The sequence below is a fragment of the Acidobacteriota bacterium genome, from assembly GCA_035529075.1.
GTDB lineage: Bacteria > Zixibacteria > MSB-5A5 > GN15 > FEB-12 > DATKXK01.
The window spans coordinates 496923-521938 of record DATKXK010000010.1; the positions used below are offsets into that span (position 1 = coordinate 496923).

The 25016-nt window shown below is 59.2% G+C and carries 14 protein-coding genes; 9 read left to right on the forward strand and 5 right to left on the reverse strand.

The features are described from left to right. The first annotated feature begins 62 nt into the window (after nt 1-62). The 8 genes from gatE (at nt 63) to VMY05_05425 (ending at nt 13857) form a co-directional block, all read left to right on the forward strand. Entirely contained in the window at nt 63-2054 is a 1992-nt protein-coding gene (gatE, locus tag VMY05_05390) for a Glu-tRNA(Gln) amidotransferase subunit GatE (GenBank protein ID HUV30510.1), read from the forward strand. Beyond that, complete coding sequence (gatD, locus tag VMY05_05395; protein ID HUV30511.1) at nt 2047-3429, forward strand: Glu-tRNA(Gln) amidotransferase subunit GatD; 1383 nt, start codon at nt 2047-2049, stop codon at nt 3427-3429. The genes gatE and gatD overlap by 8 nt, the downstream gene beginning before the upstream one ends. A 316-nt stretch (nt 3430-3745) precedes the next feature. Further along, on the forward strand, nt 3746-4207 hold the full coding sequence (locus VMY05_05400) for a YbhB/YbcL family Raf kinase inhibitor-like protein (protein ID HUV30512.1): 462 nt from the start codon (nt 3746-3748) through the stop codon (nt 4205-4207). A 96-nt stretch (nt 4208-4303) separates the two neighbouring features. Beyond that, the gene (locus VMY05_05405) at nt 4304-5302 is read left to right on the forward strand and encodes an HD-GYP domain-containing protein (protein HUV30513.1); all 999 of its coding nucleotides are present in this window, start codon (nt 4304-4306) and stop codon (nt 5300-5302) included. 325 nt (nt 5303-5627) lie between these two features. Continuing rightward, nucleotides 5628-8612, forward strand: coding sequence for a C25 family cysteine peptidase (locus VMY05_05410; GenBank protein ID HUV30514.1), 2985 nt, complete (start codon nt 5628-5630; stop codon nt 8610-8612). A gap of 274 nt (nt 8613-8886) precedes the next feature. Continuing rightward, on the forward strand, nt 8887-12483 hold the full coding sequence (locus VMY05_05415) for a hypothetical protein (GenBank protein ID HUV30515.1): 3597 nt from the start codon (nt 8887-8889) through the stop codon (nt 12481-12483). Nucleotides 12484-12753: 270 nt separating this feature from the next. Next, nucleotides 12754-13356 (forward strand): superoxide dismutase, encoded by a 603-nt coding sequence (locus tag VMY05_05420; protein HUV30516.1) that lies wholly within the window; start codon nt 12754-12756, stop codon nt 13354-13356. Between the two features lie 288 nt (nt 13357-13644). Further along, nucleotides 13645-13857, forward strand: a complete 213-nt coding sequence (locus tag VMY05_05425; GenBank protein HUV30517.1) for a cold-shock protein — start codon at nt 13645-13647, stop codon at nt 13855-13857. 125 nt (nt 13858-13982) lie between these two features. On the opposite strand, the gene VMY05_05430 is transcribed toward VMY05_05425, so the two are convergent. From VMY05_05430 to VMY05_05440, 3 genes are read right to left on the reverse strand one after another with little or no spacing between them, the layout of a single operon-like run. Further along, nucleotides 13983-15344, reverse strand: coding sequence for a DUF4340 domain-containing protein (locus VMY05_05430; protein ID HUV30518.1), 1362 nt, complete (start codon nt 15342-15344; stop codon nt 13983-13985). 2 nt (nt 15345-15346) lie between these two features. After that, a complete protein-coding gene (locus tag VMY05_05435; protein HUV30519.1) occupies nt 15347-18037 on the reverse strand; it encodes a Gldg family protein in 2691 nt (896 codons plus the stop codon). Further along, the gene (locus VMY05_05440; protein HUV30520.1) at nt 18034-18801 is read right to left on the reverse strand and encodes an ABC transporter ATP-binding protein; all 768 of its coding nucleotides are present in this window, start codon (nt 18799-18801) and stop codon (nt 18034-18036) included. Before VMY05_05440 ends, VMY05_05435 begins: the two co-directional genes overlap by 4 nt. 446 nt (nt 18802-19247) lie before the next feature. Between VMY05_05440 and VMY05_05445 the strand changes: the two genes are divergently transcribed. Further along, complete coding sequence (locus VMY05_05445; GenBank protein ID HUV30521.1) at nt 19248-19931, forward strand: hypothetical protein; 684 nt, start codon at nt 19248-19250, stop codon at nt 19929-19931. 293 nt (nt 19932-20224) lie between these two features. Here VMY05_05445 and VMY05_05450 read toward each other — a convergent pair whose 3' ends face one another. Together VMY05_05450 and ccsA are read right to left on the reverse strand one after the other, a co-directional pair. Next, entirely contained in the window at nt 20225-22264 is a 2040-nt protein-coding gene (locus VMY05_05450; GenBank protein ID HUV30522.1) for a cytochrome b/b6 domain-containing protein, read from the reverse strand. A 368-nt stretch (nt 22265-22632) separates the two neighbouring features. Further along, the gene (gene ccsA / locus VMY05_05455; GenBank protein ID HUV30523.1) at nt 22633-25014 is read right to left on the reverse strand and encodes a cytochrome c biogenesis protein CcsA; all 2382 of its coding nucleotides are present in this window, start codon (nt 25012-25014) and stop codon (nt 22633-22635) included. Nucleotides 25015-25016 lie beyond the last annotated feature (2 nt).

Here is a 25016-nt window from a genome sequence, read left to right on the forward strand (position 1 = left end):
CTGAATGAGCATGACCGGGCGCCCGGCATTCCGTTATTCGGGCGCGGGAATGATAAAGACCTGTGAACGTACTTTCTGACGCTGCCGCAAACTATGAGCGAACCGGGCAACTGGTCGGATATGTTCCCCGTAAGCTGGCCGCACCGGAGGTGTACGCAGACCTCGGGTTCAAGTCCGGCCTGGAAATCCATCAGCAACTGAAGACTGAAAAGAAGCTGTTCTGCCGCTGCCCGGCCGGGATTTATCAGAAGGACGGCGAATTCGACGCGGAAGTGATTCGGCACATGCGGCCGACGTTAAGCGAGATGGGCGAATACGACGGCACCGCCCTCATGGAGCGCAAGACCCGGAAAAACATCATCTACCGGATCAAGTATGAGACCGCCTGCACGTATGAGATCGACGACACGCCGCCATTCCCGCTGAACCGCGAGGCGCTCGGAATCGCCATCAAAATCGCCCTCATGCTGAACCTGAACATCGTGGGCGAACTGCACATCACCCGTAAGCAGTATCTCGACGGCAGCATTCCGACGGGATTTCAGCGGACGGCCATTATCGGTATCGAGGGCGACATAGCGCTGAGCAACGGCCCGGTCAGGATCATCCAGCTGAGCGTCGAAGAAGACGCCTGCCGTGAGGTCTCGGACGTCGGCCACTGGCGCGTATATACTACTGACCGTCTGGGCATGCCGCTGATCGAGACGGTCACGTATCCTGACATGAAGACGCCTGACGAGGTCGCCGACGCCGCCCACTACCTCAGGTTCCTGACCCGGAGCACGGGAAACGTCCGCACCGGCATAGGTGCGGCGCGCCAGGACGTCAATGTCAGCATTGACGGCGGCACGCGGGTGGAGATAAAGGGGGTGGCCCATATACGCTCGATTCCTGAGCTGGTGCACAATGAAGCCTTCCGGCAAAAGGCCCTGCTGCTGATAAGGGATGCGCTCAGGGAGCGCGTCACTGATCCTTCCGCATGGAAGGCGTCGCATATAGACCTGAACTTCAACAATGCGCTCTCGCAGTATGCGCCCGTTCGGGAGGCCAAGAAGCAGGGGCAACGGCTGGTGGCGGTCAACCTGCCCCGGTTTGGCGGCATCCTTTCGTTCTTTACCCAGCCGGGGCAGTCGTTCGCCGACGAGTTGAGCGGGCGTCTCAAGGTCATCGCCTGCCTGGAAAGGCCCAACATGTTGCAATCGGAGCAGACCGGCGAGCCTTTGCCGGCCCTGCCGCCGCAGGCGCTGTCGCAGATACGAGAGAAACTCGGCGCCCGTGATGGCGATGCCCAGGTTGTCGTCTGGGGCGCATCCGATGACGTTGACACGGCCATAGAGACTATCGAGGAACGTTGCCGCATGGCGTACGAGGGCGTTCCGAACGAAACGCGCCAGGCTCTGGCAGACGGCACGACTCTATTCGAACGCGTGCTGCCCGGCCCCGACCGGATGTATCCGGATACCGACTCCGCCCCGATCCCCGTGGAACAGTCACATATCGACGAGCAGAAACGGGACCTGCCCACGTCCGTGCGCAATCGTACCCTGCAGCTCGAGGAATGGGGCGTTCCGCGGGACACGCACCATTACATTCTGAAGCGCAATCTGGCCGGCCTGATATCCAGGATAGTTGAAGACCTTGGCTACGAGGCGAAATTCGCGGGCACCGTCATCGGACACACGCTGAGGCATCTGGAGGGCACCGTCAGCCCGGCTTCGCCGTTTGATTATGAGCGGGTGTACGAGGTGTTTGCCTTCGTCAGCGCCAGGCAGCTCGAGCGGCGGATTATCCAGGAAATGCTGCCCGTTGCCTATGAGCACCCCAACATGGTGCTTGACTCGGCTCTGACGACTATCCAGTATAAACCGATGTCGTGGCAGGAAATTATATCTTTCGCGCCGTCACTTGACGAGAAGTTTCGTGAAATCTGCAGGTCGCGCGATCCGGGCGCCGGGGCGCGCTGGATCATGGGGAACCTGCGCAGGCTCGCGATCGGCAACGTCCCCATGAGTGACCTGAGAACCTACGTCGAGAACCTGACCGCTCATGTCTGATCTGTTCAAAGGATACAAGGGCGACGGCCTGGCCGTGCTGAAGAAGTTCAAGGTGCGGGTCTGGAGCGAAACGCGGGTCAAGACGACGCGCGGCGATTTCTCCGGCATAATCCTGCCCCGGTCGGAGAACGACGACGACAGGCATATCGTTCTGAAGCTGGCCACCGGCTACAATGTCGGCATCGCCACTGACACAATCATAGACATGCATGAAAGCGGTTACAAGGAAGCTCACTACAAGATACCGGAAAAAGAGTTCCCCGTATCCGAAGATAAACCGGGCATCAAGCTGCTCGGCACCGGAGGGACCATTGCCTCCCGGCTCGACTACCGCACCGGCGCGGTGATACCGGCCTTTTCCCCGGGCGAACTGTACGGTGCCGTCCCCGAACTGGCCGACATCTGCAACCTGACGACCGAGAAGCTGTTCGCCGTGTTCAGTGAAAACATGGGCCCGGACCAGTACACGAAGCTGGCCGTGGCTATCGGCGAGGAGATCAGGAAAGGTATTGACGGTATCGTCATCGGTCACGGTACCGATACCATGCACCACACGGCGTCGGCTCTGGCCTTCATGGTACAGAACCCACCGGTTCCCGTTGTGCTCGTCGGGTCGCAGCGATCGTCCGACCGGCCTTCATCCGACGCCGCGCTCAACCTGATCCATGCCACCAAAGCTGCCGCCGAGTCGGACATCGCGGAGGTTATGGTCTGCATGTTCGGTCCCACCTCGGACAAGTACGGGCTTCTACACAAAGGAACCCGGGTGCGTAAAATGCACTCCTCCTATCGGTCAACGTTCCGTACGGTGGGCGATATCCCGCTGGCCATGGTGGACCGCGAGACAATCACGCCGCTGCGGCAGGATTACAACCGCCGCCGCAAGGACCGGCAGGTCACGATCCTGCCGTACTTCGAAGAACGGGTGGCGCTGGTCTACTACTACCCCAACATGCACCGCGACATCATCGATTCCCTGGTGGACAACGGCTACAAAGGGATCGTGATCGCCGGGACCGGGCTGGGGCACGTCAACAAGCCGGTCTACCCCGCCATCGAGCGAGCCACGAAGGAGGGCGTGGCCATCTACATGACGGTGCAGACGCTGTGGGGCTATGTGCACATGTTCGTCTATGACACCGGCCGTGATCTCATGGCCAGGGGCATAATCCCGACCGAGAACATGCTTCCCGAGGTGGCCTACGTCAAGCTGGGCTGGGCGCTCGGCCAAACCTCCGACCTGGCCAGGGTGAAAGAGATTATGCTTACCCCCCTGTGCGGCGAGATTACGGAACGAGAGCCGTACAACGGCTACCTCATTTTTCAGGGCGGCATCCCTGAAGTCGAAGAGTTCCTGCACAAGATCCACAAGTAAGTCCTGCTCCGGCCGATCTTATCCGGCTCGGTCTTTTGCCTGACCAGCGCGGCTATGCAGCCTCGGCCGGGAGTATTGACATCGGTGACCTGACCGGCTTAATTGAATACTTGTTCCCGGCTGACACGCCTTCGAAGGACTGTCCGTAGAATCACGCATCGCTGACGGTCTGCATCACGAACAGCACGCGACGGCTATTAAGAAGGAGTTGCAGTTGATGTTACGTTTATTCTGTTTATTGATGGTAACGGGCATACTTGCAGGTGCCTGCGGGGAAAAGGAAGAACCTGAATCACTGCCAAAAGGAGAAGAAGAGATGGCGATAATCGTCACCAGTGCCGCCTTCGAAGAGGGCGGCATGATTCCCAGGGAGTATACCTGTGACGGCGCGGATATTTCTCCCCCGCTTTCCTGGAGCGGAGTGCCGCCGGCGGCAAAGAGCATGGCGCTGATATGCGACGACCCCGACGCGCCCGCGGGTACATGGGTCCACTGGGTGCTGTTTAACCTCCCGCTCGATACCACGGAACTGCCTCAGAGCATTCCGCCCGAGGAGACTCTCGCCAACGGCGCCAGGCACGGCGTGACGGATTTCGGCCGGCACGGGTACGGCGGCCCATGTCCGCCCGGAGGCACGCACCGGTACTATTTCAAGCTCTATGCCCTCGATACGATGCTGGAGATCGCGGGGCGCGTGACCAAGACGGGGCTTCTGAGTGCGATGGAAGGACATACCCTGGCCCAGGGTCATCTAATGGGGAAATACCGCAGACAGTAGGCGCAGCGGGCTGACCCGGGCGCGCGAGTCACGGTTCTGCGGCCGATGGACACGCACTGCGTCGGCGGACGTCAGCCTCAATGTTCGGGAACAGCTATGCCGCTTTCAGACGTCATCAAAGCAAGAATCTCCCGAAAGCTGGAGAACTCTACCCTCAAGCGAGTCATCGTTGAAGAACTGGCTGACCTTCTTGACGACTGTCCGTCCGATGTATCTCCCGAAGAGTACTGCACCACCGTCACTCTGCTGATCCTGAAGGAATTCGGCTGCCATGCACGGACTGTGGATTCGCCGGCAGGAACCGGCGAGAATTCGGCCCGGCCCGGCACCCCGGCGGCGACTCTGCCCTTCGAGACAATACTGGAGGCCCTGCTGGCAGCCACGCAGTACGATCTGATCGGCGCGAACGTACAGATGGTCAAGGCGCTCGGCAACGCCATCGCAGAACGCGACACCGGCACGAACGACCATAACCTGAAAGTGACGCTGTACGCCGCCGGTCTTGCGGTGCCAGCAGAATTTCACCAGCAGGAGATCCAGGCGCTCATCAAAGGTTCGTTCCTGCACGACATCGGCAAGATTGGCATACCCGACGCCACCCTCCTGAAGACGGGAGAACTGGCCGAGGACGAGCGGCGCCTGATGAACAGTCACCCGGTCAGGGGCGGTCGCATCATTGCCGGGGTTCTCTGGCTCGAGGACGCCCGCGACGTCGTCGTGCACCACCACGAGCGCTGGGACGGTTCCGGTTATCCCGACGGGCTGGGCAACGACCGGATACCGGTTGCGGCGAGGGTGTTTGCGATCGTCGACGTTTTCGATGCCCTGACGTCTCATCGCCCCTACAAGGAGGCCCTCTCCTACGACGACACCATTGCCTATATGAAGAGGCAGAGCGGAAGCCACTTCGATCGCTCCTTGTTCAACCTGTTTCTTGACATATCCAAAGACCTCTACGAACGGATCTGCTGCAGGACTACGTCTGAACTTGAAGCTCTCATGGTACGCCTCGTGCAGGAGCATTTCGGGCTTGATCCCAAAGGCCGGTACCTTGGCTCGCTCTACGGCGGCCCGCGCAGACCTGGTCGGCATTGATATCGGCAGCCACGTCTTCCGAGGCACAGCCTCACCATGCCGCCCGACTCTGCCGGGTATGCGTGCCGATTGGACGCCCACCGCTCATCTTTGCGGCGCTTTCTGCCGATCTTTTGTATTGACAGATGCCGGATAAGACGGTACACTTTAATAGTCGCCTAGTTTACACATCGAGCCCGATTGCATGCACTACAACTTCGAACCGGTCCTGTTCCGACGCCGACGACGCTTGGTAACCCAGCCACGTGCGAAGAGAGCAAGGACAGGTATATCTGCCGCTCGGTGCGGATCTGCATGCCTGGTCTGGCTGGCCGCTGCATTTGCCGTGACAGCCTTAAATGCAGGGGCGGAAAATCTGACCCTGAGCCTTCAGGCCGGAGGCTACGAGATAGTCGACCAGCCGGACGGACAGCAGGTTGTCACGATGGAAGGCTTCAGCTACCTCTCGGTACCCGGCAAGCCGCTCCTTCCGGCCAGGAGCTATATGATTGCAGTCCCGCCCGGCGCGAGCATTCTTTCGGTCTCTGTTGCCGGTGACGGCGAGTTTGAAATTGACGGCCGCTACCGGATCATGCCGGCACCACCGTTTCTGCCGACTGACGACCGACAGGCGATGGTTGACGAGTGCCGCCGGGAGTGGCAGGAAAGCTACAATACAGTCTATGAATCCGACCAGACGTATCCTGAGAAGCCCGGGGAATTTCTCGGCACGGGCGGGTTGAGGAAGTACTCTTTCGTCAGGGTGTCTTACTTTCCGTTCGCCTATAACCCGCGTTCGGGCAAGCTCGTATTCACACCCTCCCTGACGGTCTCCATTGACTACGACCTGTCGCCGTCCGGTCTGGCGCGCGCAGACGCCATGATGGCCGATACCAGGGCCGACGAACGGGCCTCCGACCTTCTGGTGAATTACTCTCAGGCACGCCAGTGGTACCCGCCCGCCGTTGCCCGGCAGTCACCCGACACCATCGCGGCGGATTACGTGATTGTCACGACGGACGCCCTGAGCGGCGCCGTGACTGCCCTGGTCAACTGGAAAGAGTCCATTGGCTTCAGCGTCGAGGTCGTCACCACTGCCTGGATCAGCAGCGGCTACAGCGGCGCCGATCTGCCCGAGAGGATCAGAAACTTCCTTAGTACTACCTATCTCGATTGGGGTATTGAGTACGTGCTGATTGTCGGGGACATCGACGTTATCCCGATGCGGCACTGCTTTCCTGATCCCACCAACCACCAGCCGAATTCGGATTACTGCCCGCCGACGGACTATTACTACGCGGACCTGACCGGCGACTGGGACAGCGACGGAGACGGCTTCCACGGTGAATACGGTCAGGACAACGTTGACTTTGTACCCGAAGTCATCGTCGGGCGAATCCCGTTCAGCGACTCGGCCACGGTCGCCTCGATATGTCAGAAGCTGGTCGTCTTTGAAAGCGATACCGCGTCCTGGAAAAGCAACGCCCTGCTGCTGGGCGCCATGAGCAACTATGCCGACGAAGATGAATCCGGCTGGGATCGGACCGACGGCGCCGCGCTCATGGAGGACATGATTACTGACATACTCGGCGGCTGGACGTACACGACGATGTATGAAAAGGCCGGTCTGAATCCGAGCACGTACACCTGTGACCTGCCGCTGAGCTATGAAAACGTAATAAGCGACTGGTCCGCCGGCGACTACGGCGTCGTCAACTGGTGGGCCCACGGAAGCAACACCGGTGCCTGGAGGAAGTGGTGGGCCTTTGACGACGGCGACGGCATCCCCGAGACGCAGTCCCCTGACGAGATGGACTGGGACGCGTTTATATACAGCACGGTCGTGAACAATCTTGATGACAACCACCCCTCGATTGTCTTTTCCTGCTCGTGCAACAACGGCTGGCCGGAGTATGACAATCTGGGACGGCAACTGCTGCGCCACGGCTCCTCCGGCATCGTTGTCTCTACCAGGGTCTCGTGGTACGCGATCGGCTGGGACCAGTGGGGCGGCGGCAACGCCTCCATAGACTACGACTTCTTCCGCTACATGATCGTCAACGGCGAGAAAGTCGGTAACGCCCTCTTCGACGCAAAACTCTACTACCTTAACCACTATTTCTGGTGGGGCTGGCAGTCGCAGCAGAACATGTTTGACTTCTGTCTCTATGGTGACCCATCGCTCGTCCGCGAGGGTACGGCATCTGTCCTCTGCGTGGACAGCGACGGCGACGGCTACGGCGATCCCGGTTACCCGGAGAACCAGTGCCCGACCGACAATTGCCCCTATGCATACAACGCGGACCAGGCTGACGGCGACGGTGACGGAGCCGGGGACGCGTGCGACAACTGCCTGGGGGTCGTCAATCCGAGCCAGGCCGATACGGACGGCGACAATATCGGAAACGCATGCGACAACTGCCCCGACGAAGCTAACACCGGCCAGGCTGACACCGACGGCGATCTGGTCGGCGATGCGTGTGACAACTGCCCGGCGCTGCCGAATCCAGACCAGACTGACTCGGATGGTGACAGAATCGGCAACCCGTGCGATGACTGCCCGGACACGCCCGATCCGTTCCAGATCGACTCCGACGGTGACGACGCCGGTGATGCGTGCGACAACTGCCTTAGCACACCCAATCCCGACCAGCTTGATTCGGACGGTGACGGGCACGGCGACCTCTGTGACAACTGTCCCGGGGAACCCAATACCGATCAGGCCGATGACGACGGCGATGGAATCGGCGATGCCTGTGACAACTGTCCCGGTGAACCCAATGCCGATCAGGCCGACGGTGACGGCGATGGAGTCGGCGACGCCTGTGACAACTGTCCCGGTGAACCCAATCCCGATCAGGCCGATGGCGACGGCGACGGACTGGGCAATCCCTGTGACAATTGCGCCGACCTGGCCAATCTTGAGCAAACGGACTCGGACGGAGACACCATCGGCGATGCCTGCGACGAGTGTACGGATACCGACGGTGACGGCTTCGGTGACCCCGGCTATGCCGCCAATACCTGCCCGACGGACAATTGTCCGGACGACTACAATCCCGGCCAGGCCGATGCGGACAATGACGGCACCGGCGACGAGTGCTGCTGCATGGATCTCACCGGCAACGTGGACTGTGATTCAGATGATATCATAGACATCGGCGATCTTACAAAGCTGATTGATTTCCTGTTTATCTCGCATAGCCCGCTGTGCTGTCACCGGGAAGCAAACGCCGACGGCGACTCCGAACATATTGTCGACATTGGCGATCTGACCAGCCTCATTCAATATCTCTTTATCAGCGGAGCGGATCCCGCCGTATGCCCGTAGCCGACCTCCGGCGCTCTTGATCTGCAACGGGCACCGGGGCGTGGGAATATCCGCAACCGGCGGGGGAATATATACGTATGATCGTTCAAGAGGGCGATCCTGGCCATCGCTGCCCTCTATCCTCGCTGAACAGTGCTGAACGGTATTGAATATGAACTCGTCTTTTGGTATTATTCGATCTACAGTGAGAGGTTCCCGTGCATGCTCGGGTCCTGCCGGGCTGCGCAGGTGCATTGGAACCGGAAGAAGCATACGTGCAGAAAGGCATTGCGAGATGAGACGACAATCCGTCAGGATCATGCTGTTGGGTGCGATCCTGGTTGCGGCCGCCTGCTGTACCGCGTTATGCGACGCGGCGCTGGACGGGCTTACGCCGAATCAGGAGATCGCCGCCTTCACGGTTGAGGCGCTCTATGACAACGAGGCCGGTAGCGCCATTGGCGCCCGTTTCCGGCACGCCCGGAGCGGCTTTGTGTTGGATTTCCTTCGCATTCAAACCCTTCCCCAATCGTTCATGTGGGTGAATACGCCTCCCACGAGTGACGAGGGTGCCCCTCACACTCTCGAGCACCTGCTGCTCGGCAAGGGGACGCGCGGGCAATATGTCTCCTCGCTCGAGGACATGTCGCTGGGGAACAGTTCCGCATTCACTCAACAGGTGCGGACCTGTTACCACTTCAACACGTCGGCCGGAGTTGACGTCTTCTTTGACCTGTTTAAAGCAAAGCTTGAAGCGACACTGCACCCGAACTACTCCGATGAGGAGATACAGCGAGAGGTCTGCAACATGGGCCTGAGGCTCAACCCGGCCGACAGCTCCTTTGAGCTGGAGGAAAAGGGGACCGTATATGCTGAAATGATCACTGCGTTCGAGCGACCGTGGGGTAATTTGGCGCGTGACCTGGGTCAGCTTCTCTATGGTGAGAAGCATCCCTTGTCCTTCTCAGCGGGCGGTTATCCGCCGGCTCTCAGGACCGTAACGCCCGCGGGCCTTCGGGAATTCCATGCCGCCACCCACCACCTGAACAACATGGGGGCGGTCGTAGTGATCCCGGCCGAAATCACGTTGGAGGATTTCCTCACACGGGTAGGGCAGATTCTGGCCGAAGCCGAGCCGGATGCCACGGCCGGTTCTCATCCTGAAGATTTCGAGCAGCAGTTGCCGAAATCCGCCCCGGCGCCGATCGGCACTGTCCGGCAGGTGGCCTTCCCGCATCCGAACGAGAGCGAACCGGGCATGATTCTGTTTGCCTGGCCCGCCGATAAGTTCACTGAGACCAGGGAGCGATTTCTGCTGGAACTGCTGATTGCCAACCTGGCCAGCGGCCAGACCTCCAACCTGTTCAACAAGTTCATCAATTCCGAGAAGCGCGTCATCGACGTGGGGGCCACGGGCGTCTTCGGCTGGGTAGACACCGACTGGGGACATCCCATTTTCATCGGTCTGAGCAACGTGCGGCGCGAGGCCACGAGCCTGGAGATGATCGATTCCCTGCGGTCGCTGATCCTGGCGGAACTTGAGGGCATAGCGGCCATGCCGGACGGATCCGACGAACTGCTGGCCTTTAACCAGCGGGCGCTCAACCGCGTGATCGAAAGCCGCAAGAACCTGCGCGATATGCTCAACTCCCCCCCGAGGTTCGGAACCCGAGGGACCGGTTCGGCCTGGATGAGCCACCTGTCGCGCCTTCACGAAAAGGGCGGATTCAGGCGCTCCCTTATTCTCCAGGATGAACTGGAGTACGCTGAAGGTCTGCTGGGTTCACCCGTAAACATCTGGCGCGAGTATATCGACAAATGGCGCCTGATCGCCGACGCTCCGTACGCAGTGGCGACAAGACCGGACCCCGGTCTCCAGGCGCGGAGCGAACAGGCCAGAACGGAGCGTATCGAGCAATATGCCAACACGTTGAAGGACAAGTATGGCATCGCCACCAAGCAAGAGGCCGTTGACCGTTATCGCACCGAGTACGACGCCAGGACCGCCGAGATCGAGGCGGCCGGCCGGTCCATCGAGTTGCCCCCATTTATCGACAACCCTCCCATGACTCTCGATGATCAGCTTCAGTACACCGTTGAGACGCTGCCCGGTGGCGGCCGCCTCGTGGTGTCGACTTTTAACGCCATGACGAGCTCTTCCATCGGGCTGGCCTTTGACATGTACGTCGTTCCCGAGACCCAGCTGATGTACCTGGCCATTCTGCCGTCCCTGCTGACGGACGTCGGGCTTTTCAAGGACGGGCGCGCCGTTGCATACGATGAAATGCAGGAGGCCGTGCGGCGGGAGATCCTCGGTCTGCACGCGTACTACACACGCAACGCGCGAACTGAGCGGGTCGAGCTGACTCTCCGCGCGCAGGCCAGCCATACGGACGAGACCGCCAAGGCCACCGGTTGGTTAAACGACATCCTTTACCACGCTGACCTGCGGCCGGCAAACCTCTCGCGTATCCGCGACGTCATTGATCTGAATCTCGGTCAGACGCGCAACCGCATGAAAGGTTCTGAAGAATCCTGGGTCACCATACCAGCCACGGCGTATTGGAGGCAGTCCAATCCTCTCTTTCTGAACACCGGCTGTTTTCTGACGCAGTCCCATGCTCTGCTTCGGCTTCGCTGGCAGCTAAAGGAGGCGGGTGACCAACCTGAAGAATTCACACAGTTCATGCAACTGCTGGCCGGGCTTGCTGAAGGCAGGCAGCGATCCGATCTGACGGATATCCTGAGCCTTCTTGCCGGCCCGCAGGACACAGCGACCGTTCCAGCCGAATTGGAGGACGCCGTTTCACTGATGAGATCGGCTTCAGAGACAGCTCGAGGGCACATGAACGAGGCCCTCAAGGATCTCCAACTCACACTCTCGGATTTGCCGGACGTCTCGCTTGCCGACGACTGGCGGTACCTCTGCGCCCGGTTCGTGTCTGATCTGCGCGTTCATCCGAATGACGCCCTGGCCGCTCTTTCGGAAGTCCTCTCGTTAGTACGAAGGCAGGATAACGTACGTGGCTTCGTCGTGGCCAATGAGGCCAACGAGGCGATCATACGACCCGCCGTTGAGAACATCGTGGGCCGGCTTGACACCACGCCATCGCGGCGGAATCGTTACTCCGCCACCCCCGTGATTACGTCTCGGCTGCGGCAGCGGACCGGTGAGCCGGTCAAACCGTTGTTTGTCGGGCTGGTCAATGAGGCCACCCGGTCCGGGGTGCACATCAATAGCGCCGACTGCGCCGGCTATGAAGATGGCAGCAACCAGGACCGGCTGCTCAACTATGTATCGTCCTGCCTTTACAGCGGCGGCGGTGCGCACAGCATCTTCATGAAGACCTGGGCCGCGGGCCTGGCATACTCTAACGGGTTGCGGCCCAACGAATTTACCGGTCGCCTTACCTATTATGCGGAGCGCTGCCCTGACCTGGCCCAGACTATGCAATTTGTGATAGGTGAACTGGAAAGCGCGCCGTATGACCCTGCTCTGGCCGAGTACGCCATTGCCCAGACGTTTTCAAGGATCCGCGCCGGCACGCGGTATGAGATCCGCGGCGAGGTGATGGCAGCGGACCTCGCTGACGGTCAGACGCCGGACGTTGTCAGGAACTTCCTCGGGAAGGCTCTCCAGCTGAGAGAGTATGAGAACCTCGGTGACACGTTGTATGCGCGGATGACCTCTACTTACGGGACGGTGCTGCCCGGGTACGGCGTGTCCAGCCGCAAGGCCGCCGCCGAGTCGAACAGTCTGTACTTTGTAATCGGCCCGGAAAAACAGATGCAGTCGTACGAGCAGTATCTCAAGAGCGTGGAAGGCGACGAGACCGTGCTTTACCGTCTCTACCCCAGGGACTTCTGGATTACGTCCCAGTCCGGAGACTGAGACGAGATGCGATCTGCGGACCGGGTGCGCCGAGTATCCGGTCCGCGGTTTTATAGATGCAGAATCCCTCCGGGCAAAAGGTGCTTGCCTTGCCGCCGGCCGCGTAGTTACTTGGAGGCCGGATCGTTTGCAGGGGCTGCTCGCTCTGCCCACGTCGATTTTACCTGCTGACCCCGGTCGAGTTGCGGCCGCGTTTCAGGAACCCCTGAAAGGCGACGGTGTTAAGAGGTGCATATCGATCGCAAACCAATAAAATGAGAGGAGACGCTGATGCCTTATACGTTACCTGATCTGCCCTACGCGTACGACGCGCTGGAGCCGTATATCGACAAGGAAACCATGACCATACATCACGACAAGCATCACCAGGCCTACGTCAACAACCTCAATGCCAGCCTGAAGGATCACCCGGAGCTTCACGGCAAGGCGGTAGAGGATCTGCTTGCCAATCTGGGTGCGCTTCCGGAAGCCATCCGCACGAAAGTGCGGAACCATGGAGGCGGTGTCGCCAATCACTCCTTTTTCTGGTCGATCATGAAAAAGGACGTGCCGTTCGGCGGCCCGGCGGCCGATGCGATCAAGAGTGCGTTCGGCTCGCTCGATGGTTTCAAGGAGAAGTTCGCCGCTGCTGCGGCCGGCGTGTTTGGCTCGGGATGGGCCTGGCTCGTTGTCGGCGCGGACGGTCTGGAAATCATCGGCACGTCCAACCAGGACTCTCCCCTTTCGGTCGGCAAAACCCCGTTGCTGTGCCTGGACGTCTGGGAGCACGCGTACTACCTGAAATACCAGAATCGGCGGCCGGACTTTATCCAGGCCTTCTTCAACATCATCAACTGGACCAAGGTGAACGAGCTTTACTCAAGGGCCGGTTGAACCGGTTCCACGCGAGGGCAAAAGGAATAAAACCGCTCTCCTGCTTTGCCGGGGGCGGTTTTTCTTTGCCGGCCCGTCACCGCTGGGTTTGTCCACCGCAGGAAAGCAATCCGACCGGCGGGCCGGGGCTGTGCCAGCCCGGTGTGATTTTTGATTTGGAAATCCGGGCGCCGGACAGTAAATTACCGCTTAATGGCAGAGGTTGTGGCTTCTGGGGTATTGCTTCTTTGAGGCCGGGAAGAACTGCTCTGTCGGACATTGATCAGGGTCATCGAGGAGGTAGGCAATATGGCAGAGCGTGAGACTGGTACTGTCAAGTGGTTTAACCCCGCCAAGGGTTTCGGCTTTATCAAAAGAGGGCAAGGGAATGACGTATTCGTTCATCATAGCGCGATCCAGGGTGAGGGATTCCGTTCGCTGGAGCAGGACCAGAAAGTTGAATTCACCATCGTGGAGACCCAGAAAGGGCCGCAGGCACAGGACGTAACCATCATATCGTAACCCATTTCAACCGGACCGGCATGTGAAATACGAGTTCATGCCGGCTCTGCAGCGCAAGGCGACACGCGTCGAGGTTGTCGCCTGTCGCTCCGCCCGGCAGTGAGGACACCCTGCTGGCCCTTCTGTTACTTGCTCACGACCAGAGAACTTCGGCTCTGGTTCAGCTTCTCAAAGCTCATGCCGGAAATGACGTAATACCAGTCGGCAAAGCGCGCGTTGAGCGTCTCCGCGAGTCGCGTGCCCTGATCAACCTTATTCTGCCATTGGTCAAGCGCCTCTTGCCGCTCCTTGTTCTGCCGATCCTTGACCGAAAGGAGGCTGTCGGGCTTGGTGCGGAATTCATCGTTCGCAGGACCGGCTGGCTGGGGTCCGAAGTAGTCAAGATCAAAGCGGGCGGTAATGAACAGATACCGGTTCTCTTCGGTGCCGGATTCATCACCCTTTTCCGCCTCCGCACCCGCCGTCACGGCCAGCCCTGAACCGTACAGGACCTCACCGAACCGGAGAGTGTAGGTGATGCCATCCGTAGTAGAAACCTGCATCTCTCCCTCGTTTGACAGTAACTGGCCGTCGCGGGACAGGTAGAACCCCTTCTGCTGTAAAGAGAGCTGGTCAGCCTGCGAGACGGTCGTTTCCCCGCTGCTTCCCCTCAGGCTGGCCGACAGGCCCCCAGGTTTGGGCCGCACGCCGACAATCGACAGCTCATCCAGCGCGGTCAGCAGCTCTTTCATTTTCGAAGAGTCCACCTGCTGTGACGCTGACATCCGATCAGCCGTCCACGTTTCGTTCTGAAGCGTCAGGATCAGGTTGTCGCCCTGCTCGATGGACAGTGTACGTTCGTTTATCGAGTAATCCCGGCGGACAAGCCGGCGGATCCTGTCGGCGTCAGTCTGGAGGAGGTCACTGTCGATCCAATCCTCAAACCGGGTGGAGATATCCGCGTCCACGCGGGCGGCATATACGCGGTTCTGTTGCGGCACCCGGACAAACCGAAATCCCGGGCGCGACAAGATATTCTTGCCGATGATGACGTCGGCCAACAGGGCGCCGCCCTGTTCCTTGAGAGTGACTCGCTTGCCCCGGCCGGACAGTCCCGCGGCTGACTCGTCCAGCGGGTCGACCACGCCGCACGCTTCGTGATCAGCAACGTTGTCCGTGCGAAAATCGTCCTTCTTGATGTCAATGACGCCGGCGGCCGTCTTAGCCAGCCGGTCCCTGGCATCGGCCGGGTAATTGTGATGAGACGGTATCGTCCATCGGCCCTGTGTAAACGTCACTTTGAACGGGCGTGCCGAACCGGTCGCCTCATCGTAGTCGATCACCTCCAGGGTGGTCGCGTCGTTCGGGTCGGTGAAATCCGGAAAGAACGGTTCGCCCTGGTCAAGGAACGCTTCCGGAGTAATCCGCGCCGGGCGAACGAGAATAGCGATGATCGCCAGGACCACGGCTACTGCGCCCAGAATCAGCGTCTTCTTGGTCTCACTCATGTTTAGCTCCTTAACCTCCTGGCCGCGGTTTCTCCCTCGCGTTCACGCTGACGCCGCTGCACGAAGATCCAGACTCCCATGATGAACACCGGAATAGGCGGCAGAAGCACGGCCAGTGTCTTGATGCGGCTCTGGATCGATCTGATGGCTACTTCCATACTGGCCTTTGCACGCTCAATGCGGGCCTGTTTCTTGGACTCGACGTTGGCCTTAGCCACCTCGAACCTTCGGTTCTCGACCTCCTGCAGATTCCTCATCATGATCTGCTTGGTCTGGTCGTCGAGATCGGTCCGGTTCTGTACGCGGGCCACTTTCTCATTGAGACGGTCCTGGGCCTCGGCCAGAGCCAGTTGGGCCTCGTTTTCCGCCTCCCGTTCCTGGTCGATCCGCCGCTGCACGTACTCGCGGGTCCGCGCTTCGACCGCCTCGAGGGTGCGATGTCGAACCCGTTTCTTGCGCAGGGTGATGAACGATTCGTCCTGCACCAGCAGGTCCATGCAGTTTAACGCAAATGTCACGTTATCGAAATTGAGCGTCTCGATCCCCTGCTGGCGGAAAAGGAAGAACTGCTCGGAGATCATATCGATGTCGGCCACAACCACGGCGTTTACCCTCCGGATTTCCGTCGCCCACTGTCCCAGGCTGTCGGGGAACGTGCCCACAGTGTCCACCGTCTGGCCGGTAGCGTGAGCGGCGATGATGTATGATTCGCCGGTCGGTAAGCGGCGCGGGTTGCGGTTGAGGCTCATGCCAAAGAAACCGCGCTGGACTACCTGGTCCCAGTTGAGCACGCCCGAAAGATGGCCCGTACGAAGCAGCGGTTCAAAACTGAAAGGCGTCATCCCGGCCTTAAACAGGTACCCGGAATAGAGAACGACGAGCTCCTGAAGGTCGGCCGAGGCCGGGCTGGCCTGACTGAAAGCGTCCGCGGATTCGTTGCCCTCGCCCACAAAGACGATCTCGGGCGGCAGTTGCCCGAGGCTGGGGTGAGGATTGTAGGTGTCCCAGACAAGCTGCGAGAAATTCCACTGCACGCCGATCCGGGCCAGGAAAGAACGAATGTCGCCTTTGCTCTCCGGCTGCTGGGTTTGCTGTCGCATGAACGGGTTTGACTGCGCACCCGGCGGCAGCACCGGTGACAGGCCCGGGTCTACCATCGGCAGCGGGTCTATGAAAAGCAGAGTCGGGCGCCCCTGCAGGACGTACTGGGCCAGGTTGTCCATCTTCGGCTGTGAAAGCGATGACGGCAGCACCACCAGCAACCCGTCCAGCCTTTCGGTGATCGGCTCGGCGGGGTCGACCTGAACGACCTCGTACTGCTTTTTGAGTTCAGAGACAATGGACCAGGGCGGCATGGAATTCATCGTCTCGAAGTCAAAGCCGCCCCACACCTTGGCCTCGGTGGTCAGCACTCCGACGCGCTTGCGCTGCGTTTTAGCTACCACTCTGATACTGCGAATCAACTCGTACTCGACCGGCAGCCCGGTGCTGAAAAACGGGATGACTTCCTGCCCGGCCCCGCTGGCGAAGGCCACGCCCATGAACACGCCGGCCGTACTGACGCGCGCGCTTTCGGAACTGACTACCTCACGGGGCTGAATCCCGAACTTGTCGCGGGCGTCTGCGGCCTCGGCGGAGAACGGTTCGGTTTCGTGGACGAGCACTTCCACCTTGTCTCCGGCCGCGGCGTCGATTTCCTCAAGCATGCTAAGCAGATTGGCCCGCGTCTCGACGTACTGCCGGGGCACCTCGGGGCTCACGAAAACCTGGATCAGCACCGGCCGGTCATCGGGCAGTTCGCTCAGCAGTTCTCGTGTTTCGTCCGACAGCGAATGCAACCGCTCGGCGGTCGTGTCAAGACGGAAACCGGGCCGGCCAAGGATGGCGTTCACGCTGATGACGGCGACGACCACGGCTACAATACGGACCGCCTGGTGAAGCCAGTAGCGTCGCCCCTCGATGTGGACCGGCCAGTGGCGACGACCGAGGATTACGACGTTCAGATAGAGCATCAGCCCGGCGAGGGACACGAAATAGAGCAACCCGGACAGGCTGACTATGCCTTTCGCGAAATCGCCGAAATAGCGAAAGACCGAAAGCGGCAAAAGCTGTTTCTGCAACCACTCGTTGAGCACCCAGTCCGAGGAACCGGGCAGGATGAAAATCGAACAGAACAGCGCACCGAGGATAAAACCGATGGTCACGTTAGCCGTCAACAGTGACGCCAGCATGCCCACTGACACCAGGGCCGCCCCGATAAGCCAGTAGCCCACGTAGTTGCCGAACATCAGCCCGAGGTCGGGCGAGCCGAGCCAGAACAAAACAATCACGTGGCTCAGCGACAGCAACAGCGACGCCGTAAAGACACCCAGCACTGCCAGATACTTGCCCAGGACGATCTCGACGTCGGTAGCTGGCAAAGTCAGCAGAAGTTCATCGGTGCCCTGCTTCCTTTCCTCAGCCCAGACACCCATCGTGAGCGCCGGCACAAAGAACAGCAGGACATAAGGAAAGAAGGAGTTGAGCTGGTCAAGGTTGGCCAGATTGTTGGCAAAGAACCGCTGCTGCCAGAAGGCCGCGGCGGCCGACAAAAAGATGAACAAGGTGATAAAGATGTATCCGGTCGGGCTGCTGAACGACGTTCGCAGGTCGCGCCTGAAAATCACCCAGATCAGTTTCCAGTTCAGCCTCATACCTGGCCCCCCGCGTCCGTCTTCGTCGCCGGCCGCCCGTAGTCGGTCAGCTGATAGAACGTTTCGTCAAGCGATCTGTCACTGGTCATCTGGCTGGTAGAACCGTCATATACCAGACGTCCGTTATGGATAAACAACACCCGCTCAGCGACCGCCTCGACCTCCTGCAGGATGTGCGTCGAGATCAGAATCGTTGTGGACTTGCCGAGCCTGGTAACGTTCGACCGGAAATCCCGAATCTGGTTGGGATCAAGCCCGGCCGTCGGTTCGTCCATGATCAGAACGTTCGGTTCGTGAAGGAGAGCCTGGGCCAGGCCGACGCGCTGGCGGTAGCCGCGTGAGATTTTGCCGATCGGCTTTTCCAGCACTTCGTGCAGCGCGCACTGTTCAACCACCTGGTCCACACTGCGCTGCAACTGCTGCTCGGACAGGCCGCGCGCCTGCCCGAAGAAGCGCAGCGATTCCAGCGGCGTCATGGTGTCATACAGCGGCCCGTCCTCGGGAAGGTAGCCCAGCCGTGTGGCGGCCTGAAGCCGCTGCCGCTGAACGTCGAGACCGGCAATGAAAGCCGTCCCCTCGCTCGGCGACAGAAAGCCGCTGAGGATCTTCATGACGGTGGTTTTGCCGGCCCCGTTGGGGCCGAGGAACGCCACCACCTGCCCCTTGGGAATGGAAAAGGTAATGTCTTTGACAGCCACAAACGGACCATAGTACTTGCTCAGGCCTCTGGCCTCGATCATGGCCGGGGATTCATCTTGAGGCATCAAACCACTCCTCACCTCTATTGTTAGTGCCTTTTAACCGGGTAACCGCCGACCATACATAGTCGCGGTGAAACCCGGCTAAAATAGACAAGTCGCCGCATGTTGTCAAGGCTCCGGGTTGGCCGGGTTGGCCTGCCGCATCCCGCCAGGATACCTATGCGCGCGTCAAATTAAGAATTATATCGCCCGGGACGCCGGAGGTTCCAACAGATTGTCCCCCGCCACAGAAAAGACTCACCCCGGTGATCGGCGGGGTTATTTTGGATTGAATAGGCCAGTTATGATATTTGGGGATAGACTTTGATCCAGGGAACCCCACAGCAAGCTGTGGGCCACCCGGGCGACAGGACTAAGCACGCGCGATCCCGCTTGACCACAGTGATGGGTGGCACTATTTTCTATTTATGGAGAGTTTGCTTGATCTAATATACCGGTGCGGTCTTCCTGTGGCTGCGACGATAATTCTCGTTCTCTCTGCGGTCAAGGGCAAGGAGAAGGGGAAAGGCAATATAATGGCCTTGGTGTTGATTATATTGGGCTCCGCGACGATCTGGTTGGGCTGGTACCAACAAGATACCGCTCAACGTCACCTGAAAACAAAGATTGATCAGATTCTCAGTGACGGTGCTAAAGAAGAACAAGCCAGGTCAATTCTCGAAGCGATTGATGGGGTTCAAGGTACGACCGACACGACTCTTGTTTTGGTGCGTAACCTAAGCTCTGATACCGTCATGCCGTTTGTCGCAAGGGTTGATACTTTCTATGTGTCCACTGAACCGGGGGAACTTCATCCAGTAATGCCACGAACACGACTCCAGAGAGTTGAGGCCAAGTCCGTGCTCGCACAAGACCTGCCATCAGGGGAAAAGCTAACTCAGTTGGTTTTCAGGGACAGAGAGAGTCGTGTTTTACGAGACATCAAAATAGACTTGAAGTTTGACAAACCTATTCTTTCGGCATCCTATCAGTTTCTTGGCGCAGTTGTGATTGATCAAGGCTCCAGGTTGATTCCAAGTGAAGACTCAACTCGTCTCTTTTTTAGCACAAGTTACTTGAGTCCATCAAATGACATTTGCATCAATATCATCAGTCGAGATTCACTTGACATTCAGGAAAACCTCAGTCCGTAAGAGTCAATCAGACAATCATTGAACTCCCCAAAGGGCCATAGGGGCACCTGCGAGCTCCCTTACCGGCAATAGATAAAAGTTATATCCTCGGGACGCCGGAGGTTCCAAAAGATCCCTCCCCGGATGATGATTGCCCATTTCACATCGTTTTCAGTCGGGAGACCGTGCTATGCGGCCGGGCGGATGGAATAAGGGAAACAACGGCCCGCCCGTCATCGGGAGCAGGCCGCACTGTATGCGAACATAATCTGAAGGCAGAAAACCGGTTCCCGGCGAATCGGGCCGGGACGGCCTCAGTCGTCTGCCGGAGGATCGCCCGAATCGGCCTGAGCACTGCTGCTCACTTGAACCGGCGGCCTGGGGACCAGCAACCTTGAAATGGCGGGTTGCGTGCTCTCCGCGCGGTCTCCCGACCCAGCCTCGTCGAACTGAGCCAGCGCCGGGTCGTCCGGATGCTCGTGTCGATAAACGTCCAGCGGCATCATGCCGTCGATCCACGACGGGTTCATCGGGTAGACACTGGGATTGAACACCGTCGAGTACATGTGCCACACGAGAATGGCCAGCGAGGCCAGCCAGGCCTCGTAGTAGTGGATAACCAGCATCACGTCGAGAAAACCCTTGGGAAACCACAGGACGGCGACGTTGTCGAACCAGAGGAAGAAGCCGGTCAGAATCATCACCACCGTTCCCCAGACCAGGGCCCAGTACTCGGCCTTCTCGACGTAGCTGAAGCGGCCGAATCTCGGCCTGTGAGCCGCCAGGTTCAGGTTGTACTTGATCATCAGGAAGAACTGCTCGAAGTCGCGCAGCGTGGGAAACATGTCCCTGACAAACTGTCTGCCGCGTGCGGTGGTCAGATAGAGGCCATGCCATACAGTGGCAAAGATGAACAGCACGGCCGCCACGCGGTGAATAATGCCGCGAAGCGGAAACCCACCTTCCCACCCGAACATGAGATCCACCCACCAGGACGCGGCGTAACGAAGCGAGAAACCGGTCAAAACGAGAACAACAAACGTCACCATCAGGAACGTGTGTTGCCAGGTTTCATTGGTGGTCATGCGCCGGATCTGCTTCTTGGCCCGCACCAGCTGAATCTGTCTGCGCAGGTCGACGAGCCAGTGGACCACCATGGATCCGATGATCAGAAGAATGGCAACAACGTAAATGTTCTTGACGACGTCGGCTGCCGGAGTCTGTGAGATACCGGGTGCTTCGTGAATCGGTGTGTTGGCCATGGCCGCTGTTATGCCGGGATGGCACTCGCCGCAGGTATGCTGGAGGTTGGCGGTGTTGACCGAGGATGCCGGGTCGGTCGACGAAAGAACCATGTGGGCATTGTGGCATGAGGCGCAGTTGGCCACCGTGACGTCGCCGGCCTTGCTCTTCAGGCCGTGGTAGCTGTCGTACCAGGACCTCAGGCGACCGGTGGGAATGTCGTACTTCTCGTTCAGGGAAGCCGACTCGTGGCACGGCGCACACGTCGCCTCGGCTACCCGGGTCGGGCTTACGGGTGAACGAGGATCAGACGGCGCGATAATGCCGTGCTCACCGTGGCAGTTAGTGCAGACCGGCGAGTCCGTTTCGCCGCGCGCCACCAGTTTGCCGTGGATGCCCAACCAGTACTCCTGTTCGACGCTGGAGTGACACCGACCGCAGGTTTTCGGGATGTTGAAATGGTTTATGGTCGATTCGTGGTCGCCGGGCCCGTAAATGCGATGGGCAGTACCGTTACTGGAATGGCAGTCGTTGCAGGATGCCGCCAGCAGGACGCCGCCGGAAATCGCCCGCCCGTGGACACTGCTCTTGAACAACCTTATGGCTTCACCGTACAGAATCTCATGCTTGGTGGTCAGGTCGATGTCCTCGTGGCACGTACCGCACGTTTTGGGAAGGTTCTCCGGGCTGACCCGAGATGCCCTGTCGCTTGAAGGCAATATGTCATGGCTCCCGTGGCAGCCGGCGCAACTGGGGACGTCTTCGTCCTCACCCACAACGACCCGGCCGTGCTTATCGTAGATCCGCGCTTCGTAGGCGTGACAATTGCCGCAGTCGACTGCGACCAGGTCCTCCGCATGGGGGTAATCATCAACCGTGGCCAGATCGACGTGGCACTCTACGCAACTCATCCCCGAGTGCGAGGACAAACCGACCGCATCCTCGCCGACGTACATCGACACTTCATTGTCGTGCCGGTCGAGCCCCGTCAAGTTCGGATCACCGTGGCAGCCCAAACAAGTCTCATCGTCCTGCGCCAGGGCCCCGCCCCCGGCCAGCAGAACAATCACCGACAATCCGGCCAGCCATCTTCGTGCTGCGTCGTGTAACATGTTGGTATCCCTTACCCTCTTCTTCACTGACACGGCTTTGTGTCAGCGTGCGGTAGACCACTGTGTGGGCAAGTGTTGACTTATGCCGAAGCTCTCAGTGCGGCGGTTGAGCGTACAGGTTTCATCACCTTGCCTCGGTGCTGGTTCCGCGCGTACGTTATCGGACGCTAACCGATATCTTGTGAAAAACGTAACAAAGCCTATCACATTTGTCAAGCTTTCAATCGCCTAAGGAATCACATTTGTAGGGTACCGGATCAGCCAATCGAGAGGCAAACCGGCCGGGCTTACCGCGGGCCGCGTAAGTACCTGCCTGCCCGCACGATACGTGACTTACTTAATGGGGGAGCTTAAGCCGCTCCGGCAAATCAGGATCGCCAGCCACGGGCCTTGACAAGCTCTTCCCGACGACGGATCACGGAAATAAGGCAACCCAGCAGGATAAGCGTAGTCCCGAGCCAGACGAGATTGATCCCGGGTTTCCTGGAGACGTCCAGGACCAGCCGGTCGGCGGGCGTATCCGGGAGCAGGCCGGGGATGCTAAGTATCACCGCACCCTCGTCGGCCAGAATCCGCTCGATCGACATACTATACTCCTGGTCCGCCACGACGAATCTGGCCGGTTCAGAAATTACCGTCGGGCGGCCCGTGGAATCCTCGGTGTGCACGACTACCGGAGTAATCGTCGAGACCGTACCCTCGTATTCAACGTCGACTCTCGCCAGCACCCTCATGCCGCTGGTTCGCGGATCCATGTGCCCCCCCATTTCGAAATCGCTGAACGAAACTTTGATATCGCCAATCCGGCGGGCCTCTCCCTTCTTCAGGGTGAGGCCGTTCGTGTTGCCACCGGCCTGAACGTCTTCCGGGGCCAGATACAGATCGTACAGGAGCGACCGCTCTATAAACGGCTTGCGCATTATGCCGCCCATTCGCTCGGAAAAGTACAGTTGCGGATGGATCTCGTCCGGGCCGGCACCTTGATCGAGAGTCAGAATGAGCTCGTTGTTCGGATGCTCGAGGTCGTTGACCATGCCCAGGTACTGAACGGTCAGCCCGTACGAATCAGCCTCGGCGCTCTGCCCTCTGCCGATGACCAGTTTCTCACTGGAGCCTAAAGCGGATGATGCCAGGACACCGATAAGCATCAGGCCGAACCCGAAGTGGGTCACTTCTCCTCCCATCAGTTTCCAGCGGCACGGCAGAAATTCGGCCAGCGAAATAACGTTGGCGGTCGCAGCCATTGCAGCCGTGGCAAAAAACAGCAGGTAGAGGTAATCGCTGACGCCGAAGGCTGCCGCGACCCCGATCGTGATCAGGAAAACCGCAAGAGCCGGCAGGAGCGATTTCCGAAGATCCGACTTGAAGAGGTAGACGAGCATGCCGCCCACCACGAGCGTGAACAGGATTGAAAACGTCAGGCCGGTCGAAAGCAGAAAATAGAACAGCCCGAACCCTACTACCGCCGCAGCCGCCAGGGCGAGCGCTACTTTCCCGCCCGCAAAGGGCAGCCGATAGGCCGTGAACTTCAGGTAAGGCGATGACGTAAGCAGGAAAGCCATGATTATGGCAAGCGGCAGGGCAAAGGTATTGTAAGTCGCTATGTCCGCTGCCCGCGGCTCGGCCGTGAATGTCGATGTCAGGATTGGCAGCGACGACCAGAACAACACAATGACACCAAAGGCTAACAGCACCGTGAGAGCTGCCAGCATGGCAAACTCGCGGCCGAAATAGCTGAGATCGACCGGCGCTGACGGGATCCCCCTGGCCCGTAGAATGAACAGAAGCACCGTCATGGCGGTAAAGAGAATCATGAACCCGACGAGAAAGACGTTGACCCCGAGATCAGTAAAACTATGAACGGAGAATTCCTCCAGGACACCGCTGCGAGTGAGAAACGTTCCGTACACGACGAGAAGGAATACGAAAGCCGACAGCAGGAGGTTGATTCTGCGGAGACCTCCGCCGCGGCGTTCAATAATCAGGCCGTGCAGGAGCGCCAGAGCGATCACCCAGGGGACAAACGACGAATTCTCGACCGGATCCCAGGCCCAGTAACCGCCCCAGCCCAGGGTCTTGTAGGCCCAGTAACCGCCGAGCACGTTTCCGGCGCCGATCAACAGCGCAGATAGCGCCACCCACGGAAAGACCCGGTTTACCCACCCGGTATACTCGTGCCGGATAAGCGCCGCCATGGCAATCGCGAACGGCACCGCCGCAACGGCGTAACCGGCGAAAATGACGGGCGGATGAATGACCATCCACGGGTCGCGAAGCAACGGATTCAGTCCCAGGCCGTCCGAGGCCGGAACCGGCAGCTGGGCAAAAGGAGACAGTTTGACCAGGATCAGCAGGAAGAACAGGTTCACCAGGCTGAAAACGGCCATCGCGTAGTCCTTGTACTGCGCGGCCCATCTGAGTATGAGATACCCGCACAGGGCGTTCATGAATAACCAGAGAAGATACGTACCCTCCTGCCCGCCCCACAGGCCGGAAAGCACGTACAGAAAACTCTCAGCGCTCCGGGAGTACTCGTACACGTATTTGAAAGCGAAGTTGTTCGAGAAGAACAGGTACAGCAGGTATGCCACCGCCAGCGACGCAAAAATGACAAAAAGATGGTAACTGCGATGAGCCAGCGTCTCGAATGCGGCTTTGCCGCGAGCCGCGAGCAGAAAGGAAATGCCCGCGAGCACGTTGGTGACAAGGGCAAACCAGACGGCCAGCTCGCCCGGTACTTCATATCCCATCA